We start from the raw sequence: 15326 nt of genomic DNA on the forward strand, positions 1-15326 counted from the left end.
TTGTCTGAGAGGGCCGGCGCAGTGGAAGGCTGCGTCTAGGTCTAACAACAACATTGCCTGTAGTAAAGCTCGTTTTCCTTGACCTAGATCAAATTATCACTGGTGCGGCCTGCTACGCCAGCAAATCGCGCCGGTAGATGGCGCAAACCCTGCACCAGCCGCTGCTCCACCAGTTCATAAAAGCCGTACGCGACAATCAGGCAGATCGCCGTCGAGCACCAGACAAAATCCCAGCTATGCGCGCTCCAGCCCTGCGCCTCGACATAGCGTATCAATAGCTGCTGGGTGCAGGTATGGGTCAGGTAGAGCGAATAAGAAATGCTGCCCAGCCACAGCAGCACAGGCGGCACACGTAGCTGCAGGGTTTTGCTGACCAGCGCCAAGGTCAGCACCAGCGCGCCCGCATACAGTCCCCAGCCCAGCGGTCCGTGGAAGCTCCAGTAGCGCGCCAGACTGTACCAGCTGCCGGCGGCCACCACCAATAACAGCAGATGCCAGCACAGCCGCCGGGAGGTCAGGCACCACGGGCTACGGTACAGCCATGCGGCCCACACCCCGAACAGGAATTCCAGCACCAGCGGATTACTGGCCACGTTCAGCATGGCGGGGCGCAGGCCGGCATCATGCTGCGGGCTCATGCTCCAGCCCAGCCATGCGGCAGGATCGAGCAGCACGCCGCCGACGATCAGCGCATGCAGCACCAGCCAGCGCCAGCGCTGGAAGCACATGGAGACGGCAAACACGGCGTAGAAATACACCTCGAACACCAGGGTCCACGCCACCGGCAGGAACATCTCGAAATAGGGCGGCACATGGCTATTGGCGGGCACCAACAGCAAAGTTCTGAGCAGGCCATTGCTGCCGGCCGCCTTCAGCGCCGCCAGCCCGCCATTCATCGTGAACGCCCACACCAGCACCATCACGGCCAGCGGCGGCCATACGCGCAGCAGACGCCGGCGCAGGAAACTGCCTACCTCGGCCCGCCCCTGCCCCGCCGTGGTGTAAGCCATGATGAAGCCGCTGATAACAAAAAATAGATCGACTCCGGCGGCGCCTAGCGTCAGCCAGTGCTCGGCCACCGGCCATTCGGGCGTACCGAACAGAAAATAGCGCGCATGGGTGAACACGACGCCCAGACAGGCGACAGCCCGCAAAGCCTGCACCCATTCCAGCCGGTATTGCTGCACTTGCGGCTTCGCGACTTGCTGCATAAAAGTTAAAAATGTTATTTTGATAAAACATTATAACTTGTCAAACAGGAAACCGGGGGCGATCTGGCTCAGTTCAGGCGCGTGGAAGCTTGCCATACCACCTCGGGACTGGCCTGCCATACACCGAACTCCTGCCGCACCATGGCCGCCAACTGGCTGGCCGTCATGTCCTGCACGCCACTCACACCACACCAGCCATCACGTCCGTGATGTTTGACGTGGTAGAGCGCGGCATCGGCAATTTCAATCAGCTCGGGCCAGCCTAGCGCTTGCGGTGCACTGGCGCACAGCGGGAAACAGGCATAGCCAATAGAACAGCTGCGCGCCAGCGTGCTGCCATCGGGCAGCTGAAAATTCTCGCCGGCCACTGCCGCACGGGCCCGTTCGGCCAGCTCGCTGGCCCTGCTACGCCGGGTCGCACGGGCTACCACGAGGAACTCCTCGCCACCCCAGCGTATCAGATAGTCGCTGTCGCGGAAGATCGATAGCAGGCGTGCACGCATCTGCTGCAGCACTGCATCGCCCGCGGCATGGCCGTACTGGTCATTGACGGACTTGAAGTGGTCGATATCGATCAGGAAGAAAATCAGATCGCTATCATCATCCGGTACTTGTGCGTCGTAACGGCGCAGCGCCAGCGCCACATCGCGATCGATATGCTCGGTCAGGAAGCGGCGGTTATGCAGGCCCGTCAGAGGATCCGTCCGGCTGGCCTCTTCCAGTGCTACGCTCTTGGCTTCCAGTGCAGCCGACATCTGCAACAGTTCAGCCGTGCGCTCGCTGACGCTGCGTTCCAGCATCTGCTTGCGGCGCTGTAACTGGCCAGTACGCCATTGCAGCAAGCCCAGTACCGCCGCAATCATGAGCAAGCCCAGCAGACTGCGCGCCCACCAGCGTTCCCACCATAGGGGCAAGACCTGAACGGACAGGCTTGCGTGGCGCGGACTCCACTCGCCATTGCGGTTACTGCCCTGTACTTGCAGCGTGTAATCGCCGGGCGGCAGCTGGTCATAGCTGGCCACGCGCAGCGCCGCATCGGTTTCGCGCCACTCCTCATCATAACCCTGCAACTGGTAGCGATAGCGCAAGCCTTCCGGATTACTGTAATCGAGTGCGGCAAACTCGACCCGCAAGGAGCGCTGTGTTCCCCCTATCTGTAGTGCTCCCTGCTGCGCGGGCACCACCTGCTGCCCTGCAATGCGCACCCGGCTCAGCACCACAGGCGGCTGGTAGGCCCACGCCACATAGCGGCTGGTATCGAGTAGCAGCAGGCCGGCGCTGCCACCAAACAGCATGCGACCATCGCGCAACGCGGCGTAGGAGCGGAACCAGCCGGTGCCGAAATCCACCCCGTCGGCCGCACTAAATTCATAGAATTTACCGTTTGCAGGCTGATAGATCCCGCGATGCGACCAGATTCTGCCCTGCGCATCGGCCAGCAGATTGGCACCGATGCTGCGCCGGCTACCTGCCCGGACGGGAATGGCCAGCGTATAGCGGGCGCGCTCGGCCTCGATGCGGTCGATCCGGTATAGGCCATTATCCGTCTCGCACCAGTAGCCGCCAGCGGCATACAGCAAGCCTTTGACCGACCAGCCGGCCGCCTGCGGGTCCGGATAGGACTGCAATTTGTGCAGTGCGCCGCCGTCAGCCGCGCGCCAGTACACGCCATCCACGCCGCCCACCCAGATACGCCCATCCGGCGCCCGATCCAGAGCATCGACATAGCCGCGCAAGGGACCGCCTTGCGTCAGTTGCAGCGGCTGCAGCGTGGTACTACCCGCCGCGAGCCGCAACAGGCCATCCTGAGTGGCCACCAGCAAGCTACCATCCGTCTCGAACAGCAGGCGACGCACTTTGCCGCCCCCAGTGTCATAGCTGCGCAGCAGGCGCCGCGCCGCGTCGAACTGGTACAGTGCATAGTCGGCACCCAGCCAGACCTGGCCACTGCTGCTCTGGGCCAGCGCCGTGACCGGACTGGCCGCCGTCTGCGTGCCGCTACGGCGCTGCGGCAGCGCCAGATGGCCGCTCGGACGCAAGCTGCTATCGAGTATGCTCACACCGCCTGCGGAGCGGCCCAGCCAGACTTCGCCGTTGGCCAATTGCAACACACTGCGCACACTGATATCGGCCTGCGGGTCACTGGCATCCGGCATCAGCACGCTAATACCCGGCAGAGCCGGTACATAGCGCTGCACACCGCCACCGAACTCGCCCACGAACAGCACACCGGAAGCGTCGCGTACTAGCCCCCGCACATCATTGCCGGGCAGCGAATGCGGCTGATCACGCCGGTGCGTCAGCCGCTGCTGCAATGCACCGCTGCGCAGCTCGCGCACTTCAATACCGTTGCCCCGTCCTATCCACACGGTATGGGCATCGGCCGCCAGCATGGCATTGACCGGACCGGCAGGTTCGCTGCCATCCGGGCCAAGCTGGCGCAGCGTGCCATGGACGGGGTCGAGCGTCAGCAGAAGGCCATTCTGGGTCCCCACCCAGACCAGCCCGGCCTGATCCTGATACAACAGGGTGACGGTATCCTGCGCCAGCAGCTGCTGGGTAGCGCTGACGGTTTCAAAGCGCTCACTCTGAGCGCTTTTACGCACCAGTCCCTGACGCCCGCCCGCCCAGACATTGCCCTGCTGATCCACCAGCAGGGCGAACATCCAGTCGCTCGGCAGCCCCGCCGCTGTGCCGCGCCAGTGGCGGAACTGCTGGCTACGGGGCGCCAGATAGTCGATCCCGCCGCCCGATGTCGCAATCCACAAGCCGCCCTGCGCATCACGTGCCAGCGCCCGCACCACGCCTTGCGTGAGGGTATCGGGCTGGGCCGGATCATGCTGGTAAAAACGTGCATAGCCGCTCGCGGTATCCACTTCGGCCAGACCGACCGTTACCAGTCCGGCCCACAGCCGATTGGTGCCCGCTGGTACGATGGCAGTAACGAAACCCATCTTTTCGGCACTGGCCCCATCACTACGCAAGCCGAAACGCTGGAAGCGGTAACCGTCGAAACGTGCCAGCCCGGTGGGGCCACCGGCCCAGATATAGCCCTGTTCATCCTGCGCCAGCGCCGTCACCACCCCATCCGGTATGGCATCGCCGGTGGGCGCCGGAATAAAGCGGATCTCCGCCTGCGGCCAGGTGCTGGCCGCAGCCAGGGGCGGCAGGGCCAGCAGCGCCAGTAGTTGCAGCGTACAAAGCAACAAGTGCCGCGCGCAGGCGGCCAGCGCCAGTGCAGCCCGGCAAGCGCCGCCCAGCGATTTTCGCATATCCAAGTTTGCTCTTCGCGCTAATTGCATACACCACATATTACACGTCATGAGCGTCCAGTAGTTTCAAGCCCGCAATCAGCAGAAATAAAAACAGCCCGCACGCTCGGAGAGCGGGCGGGCTGTTCGGGACAGCACGGGGGGGCTGTCCTAGATGCCGGCAATTACTTGCTGATGGCGACCGTGTCGGCCACGCTACGGAATTCTTCGATCTGATCGAAGTTCATGTAGCGATAGATCTGCGAGGCGTTCTTGTCGATCACGCCGATCTGCGACATGTATTCTTCCTTGGTCGGGATGCGGCCCAGTGCCGAGCACACCGCAGCCAGTTCGGCCGAACCCAGATACACATTGGTCTCCAGACCCAGACGGTTAGGGAAGTTACGGGTCGAGGTCGACATCACGGTCGCACCCTTGCGGATCTGTGCCTGGTTACCCATGCACAGCGAGCAGCCCGGCATTTCCATACGGGCGCCGGTGCGGCCCAGCGTGCCGTAGTGGCCTTCGGCCGTCAGCACTTGCGCATCCATCTTGGTTGGTGGCGCGATCCACAGACGGACCGGGATATCCGACTTACCTTCCAGCACTTTCGACGCAGCGCGGAAGTGACCGATGTTGGTCATGCACGAACCCACGAAAACGTCGTCGATCTTGGCACCAGCCACGTCGGCCAGCGTTTTCACGTCGTCCGGATCGTTCGGGCAGGCCACGATAGGCTCGTGGATGTCGGCCAGATCGATCTCGATCACGGCAGCGTATTCGGCGTCGGCATCCGGCGACAGCAGTTCCGGCTTGGCCAGCCAGGCTTCCATGGCCTGAATACGGCGTTCCAGCGTACGCTTGTCCTGATAGCCGGTGGCGATCATCCACTTCATCAGGGTGATGTTCGAGGTCATGTACTCGATGATAGGCTCTTTATCCAGATGCACGGTGCAACCGGCAGCCGAACGTTCGGCCGACGCGTCGGACAGTTCGAATGCCTGCTCCACTTTCAGCTGTGGCAGACCTTCGATTTCCAGAATACGGCCGGAGAAGATGTTCTTCTTGCCCTTCTTGTCCACGGTCAGCAGACCCTGACGGATCGCGTACAGCGGAATCGCATTGACCAGATCGCGCAGGGTGACGCCCGGCTGCATCGCGCCTTTGAAGCGTACCAGCACCGATTCAGGCATATCCAGCGGCATCACGCCGGTGGCCGCAGCAAACGCTACCAGACCGGAACCAGCCGGGAACGAAATACCGATAGGGAAACGGGTGTGCGAGTCGCCGCCGGTACCGACGGTGTCCGGCAGCAGCAGACGGTTCAGCCACGAGTGGATCACGCCGTCGCCCGGACGCAGCGCCACGCCGCCACGGTTTTCGATAAAGGTAGGCAGTTCGCGGTGCATCTTCACGTCCACCACTTTCGGATAGGCCGCAGTGTGGCAGAACGATTGCATGACCATGTCAGCCGAGAAGCCCAGGCAAGCCAGATCTTTCAGCTCGTCGCGGGTCATCGGGCCGGTGGTATCTTGCGAGCCCACGGTGGTCATCTTCGGTTCGCAGTAGGTGCCCGGACGGATACCCTTGCCTTCTGGCAGACCGCAAGCACGGCCAACCATTTTCTGTGCCAGCGAGAAGCCGCGGCCGCTGTCGGTCGGGTCTTGTGGCAGACGGAACAGGGTCGAAGCTGGCAGGCCCAGTGCTTCACGCGCTTTCGCGGTCAGGCCACGGCCGATGATCAGCGGAATACGGCCACCGGCGCGTACTTCGTCAAACAGCACGTCCGATTTGACTTTGAATTCAGCAATGACAGCGCCGTTCTTCAGGGCTTTGCCTTCGAACGGACGCAGTTCGATCACGTCGCCCATGTCCATTTGCGACACGTCCAGTTCGATCGGCAGTGCACCGGCATCTTCCATGGTGTTGTAGAAGATAGGAGCGATCTTGGTGCCGAGGCAGACGCCGCCGAAACGCTTGTTCGGGATGAATGGAATGTCTTCGCCGGTGAACCACAGCACCGAGTTGGTGGCCGATTTACGCGACGAACCGGTACCGACCACGTCACCCACGTAGGCGACCAGATTGCCTTTGGCTTTCAGCGCTTCGATCTGCTTGATCGGGCCGACTTTGCCCGGCTCTTCAGGGTTGATGCCTGGACGCGGGTTCTTCAGCATCGCCAGCGCGTGCATAGGGATATCCGGACGGGTGGTCGCGTCAGGGGCAGGCGACAGATCGTCGGTGTTGGTTTCGCCCGACACTTTGAACACGGTCAGAGTCATGCTCTGTGGAACTTCTGGACGCGAGGTGAACCACTCGGCGTCGGCCCACGACTGGATCACGGCCTTGGCGCGCGCACTGCCCTTGTCGGCCAGTTCTTTCACGTCATGGAAGTAATCGAACATCAGCAGGGTCTTTTTCAGACCTTCGGCTGCCACGTCGCCTACCACGGCGTCGTCCAGCAGGTCGATCATCGGCTTGATGTTGAAGCCGCCCAGCATGGTGCCCAGCAGACGGGTTGCCAGTTCGCGCGACACCAGCGGCGAGGTTTCCGTGCCTTTGGCCACAGCCGACAGGAATGCGCATTTGACTTTGGCCGCATCATCCACACCGGCAGGCACGCGGTTGGTGATCAGATCGACCAGGAATTGTTCTTCGCCAGCAGGCGGATTCTTCAGGAGTTCGACCAGGTCCGTGGTCTGGGCGGCCGACAGCGGCAGCGGTGGAATACCAAGGGAGGCACGTTCAGCGACGTGGGTGCGGTAGGCAGCTAACATGGAGAACTCTCATTCAGGTTGATTGCAGGGAAGCGGAGCGACTCCGCCGACTCTGGTTACTATTGTACCTCAACAAGTCTTATATAAGACATATAATAGGAGACAGCAGGCACATTTTGCCACAAAACCCCCGCTACCGCGGCCATAGCAAGCGTCCCCTACAGTATTTTGCACCTGTCCGCATCCAACGGAAAGCTCAATCTGCATTATTCGTAGCACCAATCCACGTGCACAAATAACAACAAAGACAAACAATTAGTTCCGGGAAACACAACCCAAAAGTTATGTTCGAGATAAGATTGGTTTTTTACTAGTTGCTGACGCGATGAGCAAGCTAATTTTTTCTACACTGTCGACAGTCCTGCTCCTGTTGCTAGTTTCCTGTGGCGGTGATACTAAACCGCTCCCCACTGAGCGGACCGTCAGCCACCTGCATGCCGCTGCAGCCCGCATAGACGCAGACGACGCTCGTTACGAAGATCTGGTACAACGACTCTATCTAGGCTATTTCGGTCGACCGGCCGATCCCGCTGGTCTGGCCTTCTATACCCATGCTTACCATCGCGCCAACGCGCCCGAAACAGTAAGCGGGCTGTATAGCTCCTACGCAAACGACCCGGCGGTGCGCGAACTGCTAGACAGCTTCGCCAATAGCGTTGAGTCGAACGAACTCTATTACAAGGGTAGCGCTCTGACTTTTGGCTTCATAGCCGCTTTCTACGAAAACCTGTTCTCGCGTCAGCCGGATCGAGCTGGTCTAGATTTCTGGAATCGTGCTTTGGACAAAGGACTTATCACTCCCCAACATGCTTTGCTATCCATCATGGCAGGCGCCGTTGGCAGCGACGCTGAACTATTGAATCGCAAAATCAGTCTCGCCAAGCTATTTACTTCAACACTGGAAAGTTCCGCAGACCCGGCAATTTATGCGGGCCAGCTTCCTGCCCTCATGCTACGCGCATTACTACGTAGTGTGCCAGCCATGGCAGATCAGCCAACTGCCAGCAAAGCTGCAATCAGCGATATCGTGCAGCGCCTTACTGATCTGGCACGTGGAAGTTATCAGGAAGTCGCGACAGAAGACCACCGCATACTGCTCCTCGCCAGTGCAGCACAACAAAATTACAACGGCGAACGTCTGCAGCAACTCGCCGCAGCGCTCGTTACAGACCTTAACAGCATACATCCTGGTGGGCGAAAATGGAGTGTGACCATCGCAACCGCCGAAAACACTGTTCCCAGAATTCGCGACCAGCTGCGTGGCTACCACAGCGCCATGTTAATTGGCATGGTGCCTGTGCCGACATATGATGGCAAACCTGCCATCGATCCGTATCGTCTGCTGGACTGCCCCGATCTCGCGGTTGATGAAGCTGGCGTACTGGCCTCCTACAGCTTTGCCGTAGCGGATCTGAAATGCAAAAACGGCTTAGTCATATCAATACTCCGGGGCGGAACTTATGAGACCGAGATCGACGAAGTAGCTAAAAAACTCGACCAGATGACCGCTTATCACCGCAATAGTAGCAAGGCGAACACCGGCTGGAACCGCCAAGTTGCTTTTGTCGATGCCCTGTGGGGCGGAAGTCAGATGGCTACGCAGCAGGGGCTGGCTGCGGCAGTTGCCGCTCAAAACATGTATTCCCCGGGGAGTTTCTCTTACGTGAATAGCGGGAATAGCGCGCAGTTATTGTCGAGATTTGTTGGCTGCATCAGCAATAACTACGAAGTATGCGGGGTCAACCTAAGTGGTCAGGCCGAGCGCATTACTTTCGAAGGGCCCGGCAAACTCAATAATACGAATACCAGCGACATCACAAGCTGGCGTCCGGCAGATCTCGGCACAAGCCTTATCAAGGCGAAATATATCCCTGTCATTTCTGCTGGCACACAAGACTTCCTGACAGAGAATTCCGTCGGCAACCGACTGCTAATGCAGGGCAATGCACTATTGACCCGCGGAAGCACCGTGGAAGGAGGTCTCAGCAGTGACTACATGGACAACCGTATCAGATCCGAATTCCCCTTGTTACGGCAAGGGGCAACTTTCGCTGAAGCGCTATACGGCGTGATGGAGGGGACTTACGACAGTATTCAGGGCGACCCATATATTACGATGCGTAGCGCATTGGTTGGTAAGCAACCGAAACTGGTGATCGATGGCCTGCACTACAATAGCGGTACGGTCGCACTGAACCTAACGCTACCGGATTCCGTCAATGGCACGATAATTCGGAAGGTAATCACCTACTCCAATCGCGGTGACGCCGATCTTCATTTGCGTTTAGCCCTAACGCCCCGCCACATGGGTTATAAGGCGGAGAATAGTAGTGCAAAGTATAAAGCTGGTCCCAGCGAAGACTTCACCATCTTCACAGAGTGGCTGCAGGTTTTCTCGGACGGACGCATACTCCAGTGGCCTGAATTCGAAGTGGAGAGCTCCGGCGGGGCTATGCACGCCACCTTACGGCCTGGTCAGAGTATGGCCGTACAGTACGAATTCAGAATCGCTCTCGATACTCAGGGTGCCCCAAGGCAAAAAGGCCAATATAGCTGGGATATGTTCAATACTTCAGATGATCCCGATAATATGCGCACCATTATTACGATGCAGGTTACCAGCCGATAGTACACCGCCAAGGAGTCAGAATCACTCCGTGGCGGTCACTCATCCTTTTTCCCGGCGACCGGCTTTTCAAGCAGTGTGGATTTTGTAGGCGGCTGCCCCTGTATCATCCGCATGGCATCCTTGGTCACCTGACTATCGGGATTCACACCGGCCGCCTGCAAGGCATTACGCACGGCAGCGTTGCCGGTGACACCGCCAAAGCTGTAAATGGCCTCGGGGAAGCTGCTGCCATTGCGTCACTTCCTCTATCACTTTCTTGGGTGTGGTCCCATGCCTGTGATTCTTGATGGACTTGCCTTCGTTGGCCAAGTGGTGAGCCAGTTCGGCCGCCAGCCTCCGCTCGGCCAGCATCTTCTTGAGCTGGCCAGCAAGGCCGGCCTCGCCGAGGATCGACTCGGCATCCTTGTTCTGAACTTGGGCCAGTAACTATCGCCAGAGTACGCTAATCCACCGCCACCGCGCTGTGCGCATGCCTATCCAGTGCAGCACGACGCGGAGTGCGGAACCCAAGCGCGCATCAGAAATAGCGCAGCCAGGCTTGGGGGCTACGACGCTTGTAGGTAGCGAAGCGGGCACATAGCGGGTATAGCGCCAGCAACAGCAGCAATGCCAATAACCACAGTTGCCAGACACTCTCCAGCCCCCAGCGACTACCGTGATTCGGCCCCAGTTGCAGCACCAGCAGCTTTTGCAGTAGCAGCAGCACCAGCAAGTGCAGCAGATAGAAGAACATGGGCGCCGAACCGAGCGTGGCAAAGTAGCGCGTGAGGGCATGCGCGTGGCCTTCCAGCGCAGCCGCCAGCAAGGCTGCCCCGCCCAGCGTCAGCAGCAGATAGTCCAGCGAGGGCGGATATTTGCTGAAGTTCAGCATGGACATCAGCGTCGAGAGCGCATCTGCGCCCTGCCCCCATGGCTGCGCTTCACCATACAGATTGCTGCCACGTAGTAGCACCAGTGTAAGCAAGGCTAGCGCGCCTGCCAATGTCAGCAACTGGCGCCGGCGCTGGGCCGGCATGCTGGCGGCATACAGCGGACCGGCAGCGTAGCCGAGCAGTATCACGCCTATCCATGGCAGCAATGGGTAGCTGACCTTGATCTGTAGGGCGCCATCGGCCAGTAGATAGCCCCGTTGTAGCAGCAGCGTCCACAAGGCGTAGCCGGCATCATCCGGTGCCAGCCGCAAACCGCTGACAGCATTATGGCCACAGACGATCAGCGCACCGCCTGCCGCCAGCCAGCGCAGTGGCAATCGATGCAGCGCGGCCAGCGCCAGCATGGCCAGCCCGATCACCCAGATCACCTGCAGGTAGAAGGTGGCGGGCGGCCACTGGCCGTACCACGCAAAGTTCACCAGCGTCAGCTCCAGCAGTACCAGCAGCAGCCCCCGTTTGAGCAGAAAACCGCTGGCATCACGCGGCCCGCTGGCAGGATGGGCATACAGCCAGGCCGATAGCCCTGTCAGAAAGACGAACACGGGCGCGCAGAAATGCGCCGCCATGCGGGTGAAGAACAGTGCCGGCGGTGTGCTGGCAAGCGCCATCGGGTCGGCTACGGGATGGTGGGCAAAGAAGGATTCGCGCACGTGGTCAACCAGCATCAGCGCCATGACTAGGCCGCGCAGCACGTCGATGGTAGCGATCCGCTGACTTTGTACCTGAAGGGAGTTCTGCATCGTCGCCTCCCTTAGAACTGGTAATGCAGCTTGAGGCTGGCCGTGCGCGCTGTACCCGGCGCCACCCACAGCTGGCTGTAGGAACTGGCGTAGTACTGGCAATCCAGCAGATTGTCGATATTGAGCGTGAACTTCAACGCTTTACTAGGCGACCAGTCAGCCAGCAATTTGACGGTGGTATAGGCCGGCAGCATGAACGCGCTGCTGAAGGCTACATCGCCGGGCCGCGCGCCCACATAGTTGAGGCCAGCGCCCAGCGTGGCCGGCCGGGCCAGCACAGTGCCTGTCTGTGACAGCAGCAGATTGGCACTGTGCCGCGCTACATTAGGGAAGCGGCTACCCGTGGTAATCAGCTGGTCGCCACGCGTGACATGCGCATCCGTGTAGGCATAGCTGGCCGACAGGCGCAGCCCGCGCCGCAACTCGCCCGCCACATCCAGCTCCACGCCCTGACTGGCCATTTCCCCTGCTGGCAGCGCGTAGTCGGTATTCAGCGGGTTGGTGGTCAGCACGTTCTGCTTGGTGATGTGATACAGCGCCAGCGTGCCACTCAGGCGGCCATCGGCCGATTCCAGCTTGGCGCCCGTCTCGTAGGACTTGCTCTGCTCGGCCGGAAACGCGCGGTTATCGATGCTGATGCCGCTGTTCGGCCGGAAGCCCCGTGCCACGCTGGCATATAGCGATATTTGCGGCAGCGGCTGATACACCAGTCCGGCGCGGGGGCTAAGCGCACTCAGCGTCTGCTGGTTGCGGCTGGCAGTGCGGAAGTTCTGCACCGTCTGGGTGTAGCCATCGCGCCGCAGCCCGAACAGGGCTTTCCAGCGCTGGCTCAGGTCCAGCTGATCCTGTAGGTAGACCGCATGGGCGCGCTGCTGTTCCAGCGTATCGATGGACAGTGCCAGCGCATCGGCCTTGCCGCCATATACAGGCTGATAGATGTCGATAGCGTAGGGATAGGCGGCCGAGGGATTACGCCGCAGCTGTACCCGGCGGTCATCGAAACGATAGGCATCGACACCCAGCAGCACTGTGTGGCTGAGGCCGGCGGTCGCAAGGTGGCCCACCAGTTCGACACGACCGGAGCGATCGGTAGCGGAAAAGTCGCGCAGGCGGCGTTGACGGCGCAAGGTTCGGCCATCAGCCAGCAGGCTGCTGGCCTCGGTCGAATAGCCGTACAGCGCGCTATCGCGGTAGGACAGCCCGGCCTGCAGCTTCCAGTCATCGCTGAGACTGTGCTCGATAAACAGCTGATGTCCGAGGCTATCGATGCGCACGGGGCCATCCGATGGTTCACCCAGAAAACGCTCGCGCGCTACGCCGCCCAGCTGGCCATTTATTGCCAGCACACCACGGTCGAACGGTGTGCGCTGGCGCGCCTGCTCCAGTTCATATTCGACGCGGGTATCGGCATCTGGCAGCCACAGCAGCGAAGCGGAGGCCAGACTATGCCGGCTGGTGCCCGTATCGCGGAAGCTGTCGCCCTGCTGGGCCGCGCCATTGAAGCGATAGGCCAGCGTTTCACTCACGGGCCCCGTCAGGTCGACGCCGGCACGGCCCGTCGCGTAGCTGCCTAGCGCCAGATCGAGCCCGTAGGCGGGTTCGAAGCGGGGCTTCTTGGTGCGGATATTCACCGTGCCGCCCGGTTCGCCACGGCCATACAGGGCCGACGCCGGCCCCTTCAGCACTTCCATGCTGGCCGTGCTCGCCATGTCGCGCACGCCATTGTAGCCGCGGCTGGAACTGAAGCCATTGACCAGATAGTCGGAGCCGAAATTGGGGTCGCCCGTGAAGCCACGCACGGCGTAACTATCCCACAGGCCACCCAGATTGCTCTGGCGGCTGAAGCCGCTGGCCAGTTCGAGCGCATCGGACAGATTGCTCACGCCAGCATCGGCCAGCAGATCGGCCGTCAGCACACGCACGCTTTGCGGCAAGTCCAGCAGCGCAGTATCGGTTTTACTGGCACCGGTAGCGTCGAGCGCACGGTAATTCTGGCGCTGGGCCGACACTTGGACTTGCGGCGCGTCCGCGCTGCCATCCAGTGTGGACGCTAGATTGGCGGCACGGGTCGCCAGCGACGGGTTAAAGACATAGGAAATCGACAGGGCAAGCGCGAGCTGGCCCAGCTTGCTAGGCTGATGCATAGAGACCTCTGAATAGTGAACTAGTGAACGCTCAGCACAGGCGCGCGCCTAACGGCGCCGTCTGCACAGATCGAAGATGGAACTGGAACAACTAGACAGAACGTGACGGCGGACCGCGCCCGGGCGGCAGCCAGCGCACCGCACTGCGCAGCACGCACGCCACTGGCAGCGGCAATACATAACGCAAGGTCAGTGCCGTCTGCGCCACCAGCAACACTGGTGCCGGTGGATCAGCCAGCTGGTCGGCGACAACCGCACAGACCGCGCAATCATGGATGGTGGAAGAACTCTTGTGGACGTGGCTGACGGAAGCCGTCACCAGCAGCAGGAAGCTCAGGGCCGCCAGTGCCGCAACGGCCGAGCGCCACCAGCTACGCTTACGCGCAGCAGGCAATAGCAGGGACGTTGAGAGAGCTGGCATCAATACACTTCCGATTTGCAACGGGCGTGATGATAGCAAACTATCGGGCCATGTGTGCGGCCGCGCGCTGTACTACAGGCGACGCAGTACCTCGTCCGCCAGCAAGCCAAAGTCGCGCGCGCCACGGCTGGTCGGTGCGAAACGGCGTATCGGCTGTCCCCGGCTCATGGCTTCGGCCAGCCGGATGTCATTGTGGATAGCGGGCAGTAGCTTGCTCGCACCAAAATCGCCGGCCGTAGCGGCATTCACGGCACGGTGCACGCGCATGCTGTCGGATGCCATGGTGGGCACAAAGCCCAGCACCTTGAGCGCACGGTTGGGCCCGCTCATGATGGGAAACAGTACCCGCACTAGCTGGCGTATGCCTTCGTAGGACAGGTGGTGCGGCACATACGGCACCAGCACGCGGGTGCCGGCCATCAGCGCGTTGGTCAGCAGATTGTCGAGCGACGGCGGGGTATCGATCACGATATAGTCGTAGTGCCGGGCCAGTCCCTCGGCGTCGATGGCGCGCCGCAGCCGCAGCGGATCGCGGCTGCCGGCACCGTGGTCGAACAGCGGATTGGCCGGTGCCAGCCACAGCATAGGCTCGGCGCTGGCACGGATGACGCCACCCAGCGTGGCTGCAGGATTTTCGAACAGATGATGCACGGTCTGCTCCGCCGCAGGGGGCGGCACGCCCAGCCCTACTCCGCAATGGCCTTGCGTATCCAGATCCAGCAGCAGCACGCGCTGGCCACGGCCTGCCAGTTCGGCGGCCAGATTCAGTGCCACCGTGGTTTTGGCGGTGCCGCCTTTGCGGTTGGAGATGACCAGTGTATGCATGCGTAGATGCGGCCCCGTCAAGCCACGCCTTCTAGCGTCTGCTGCACCAGCCGGCGCAGATCATCGCGCCCGAAAGGCTTGGGCAGGATCGCGTTCACGCCCATCAGGTTGGCAGACTTCAGATTGAATTCGGCCGAAATCGAACGGCGCCCGCCGGAAATGGCAATCACTGGCGGCGGATCGAGCTGGCGTTTTACGTCCATCACAAATTCGATGCCATCTTTATTGGGCATCAGAATATCGGTAATCACCAGATCAGGGCGGACCCGCTTCAGCGCGTCCATTGCCTGCACGCCGTCGGCTGCCGTGCTGACACGGTGCTGGTCGGCCGCCAGCAGATTGGCCAGCATCTGGCGGAACTGTTCATCATCTTCAACGATCAGGATGTGGGCCATA

Annotated in this window: 9 protein-coding genes and 1 pseudogene; 1 reads left to right on the forward strand and 9 read right to left on the reverse strand. The window is 60.9% G+C overall.

Annotation, left to right across the window (positions count from 1 at the left end; genetic code table 11):
* Positions 1–83: 83 nt before the first annotated feature.
* The 3 genes from ABNT42_RS15405 to ABNT42_RS15415 all read right to left on the reverse strand — a co-directional run bounded on the left by ABNT42_RS15405 (position 84) and on the right by ABNT42_RS15415 (position 7239).
* Positions 84–1211, reverse strand: a complete 1128-nt coding sequence (locus ABNT42_RS15405) for an acyltransferase (protein WP_348698402.1) — start codon at positions 1209–1211, stop codon at positions 84–86.
* 68 nt (positions 1212–1279) lie between these two features.
* The gene (locus tag ABNT42_RS15410) at positions 1280–4483 is read right to left on the reverse strand and encodes a diguanylate cyclase (RefSeq protein WP_348698863.1); all 3204 of its coding nucleotides are present in this window, start codon (positions 4481–4483) and stop codon (positions 1280–1282) included.
* A 164-nt stretch (positions 4484–4647) separates the two neighbouring features.
* Positions 4648–7239: a bifunctional aconitate hydratase 2/2-methylisocitrate dehydratase gene (locus ABNT42_RS15415; RefSeq protein ID WP_348698404.1), complete on the reverse strand. Its 2592-nt coding sequence runs from the start codon at positions 7237–7239 to the stop codon at positions 4648–4650.
* 325 nt (positions 7240–7564) lie between these two features.
* Between ABNT42_RS15415 and ABNT42_RS15420 the strand changes: the two genes are divergently transcribed.
* Positions 7565–9868, forward strand: a complete 2304-nt coding sequence (locus tag ABNT42_RS15420) for a DUF4214 domain-containing protein (RefSeq protein ID WP_348698405.1) — start codon at positions 7565–7567, stop codon at positions 9866–9868.
* 246 nt (positions 9869–10114) lie between these two features.
* Here the strand turns inward: ABNT42_RS15420 and ABNT42_RS15425 are convergent.
* The 6 genes and pseudogenes from ABNT42_RS15425 to ABNT42_RS15450 all read right to left on the reverse strand — a co-directional run.
* Positions 10115–10294 (reverse strand): annotated as a pseudogene (locus ABNT42_RS15425) (IS256 family transposase); the annotation flags it as partial.
* Positions 10295–10385: 91 nt separating this feature from the next.
* Positions 10386–11540, reverse strand: coding sequence for a heparan-alpha-glucosaminide N-acetyltransferase domain-containing protein (locus ABNT42_RS15430; RefSeq protein ID WP_348698407.1), 1155 nt, complete (start codon positions 11538–11540; stop codon positions 10386–10388).
* A gap of 11 nt (positions 11541–11551) precedes the next feature.
* Positions 11552–13684 (reverse strand): TonB-dependent siderophore receptor, encoded by a 2133-nt coding sequence (locus ABNT42_RS15435; protein WP_348698409.1) that lies wholly within the window; start codon positions 13682–13684, stop codon positions 11552–11554.
* 91 nt (positions 13685–13775) lie between these two features.
* On the reverse strand, positions 13776–14105 hold the full coding sequence (locus ABNT42_RS15440; protein WP_348698411.1) for a hypothetical protein: 330 nt from the start codon (positions 14103–14105) through the stop codon (positions 13776–13778).
* 72 nt (positions 14106–14177) lie between these two features.
* On the reverse strand, positions 14178–14930 hold the full coding sequence (locus ABNT42_RS15445) for a ParA family protein (RefSeq protein ID WP_348698413.1): 753 nt from the start codon (positions 14928–14930) through the stop codon (positions 14178–14180).
* A 17-nt stretch (positions 14931–14947) separates the two neighbouring features.
* Positions 14948–15325, reverse strand: coding sequence for a response regulator (locus ABNT42_RS15450; protein ID WP_348698415.1), 378 nt, complete (start codon positions 15323–15325; stop codon positions 14948–14950).
* Between the last annotated feature and the right edge of the window lies 1 nt (position 15326).

The organism is Duganella fentianensis (assembly GCF_964031615.1).
Lineage (GTDB): Bacteria > Pseudomonadota > Gammaproteobacteria > Burkholderiales > Burkholderiaceae_D > Rugamonas > Rugamonas fentianensis_A.

Bases quoted from the DNA above. Each gene is read 5' to 3' on its own strand.
- ABNT42_RS15405 (WP_348698402.1), bottom strand. From the start codon at position 1,211: ATGCAGCAAGTCGCGAAGCCGCAAGTGCAGCAATACCGGCTGGAATGG.
- ABNT42_RS15410 (WP_348698863.1), bottom strand. From the start codon at position 4,483: ATGCGAAAATCGCTGGGCGGCGCTTGCCGGGCTGCACTGGCGCTGGCC.
- ABNT42_RS15415 (WP_348698404.1), bottom strand. From the start codon at position 7,239: ATGTTAGCTGCCTACCGCACCCACGTCGCTGAACGTGCCTCCCTTGGT.
- ABNT42_RS15420 (WP_348698405.1), top strand. From the start codon at position 7,565: ATGAGCAAGCTAATTTTTTCTACACTGTCGACAGTCCTGCTCCTGTTG.
- ABNT42_RS15430 (WP_348698407.1), bottom strand. From the start codon at position 11,540: ATGCAGAACTCCCTTCAGGTACAAAGTCAGCGGATCGCTACCATCGAC.
- ABNT42_RS15435 (WP_348698409.1), bottom strand. From the start codon at position 13,684: ATGCATCAGCCTAGCAAGCTGGGCCAGCTCGCGCTTGCCCTGTCGATT.
- ABNT42_RS15440 (WP_348698411.1), bottom strand. From the start codon at position 14,105: ATGCCAGCTCTCTCAACGTCCCTGCTATTGCCTGCTGCGCGTAAGCGT.
- ABNT42_RS15445 (WP_348698413.1), bottom strand. From the start codon at position 14,930: ATGCATACACTGGTCATCTCCAACCGCAAAGGCGGCACCGCCAAAACC.
- ABNT42_RS15450 (WP_348698415.1), bottom strand. From the start codon at position 15,325: ATGGCCCACATCCTGATCGTTGAAGATGATGAACAGTTCCGCCAGATG.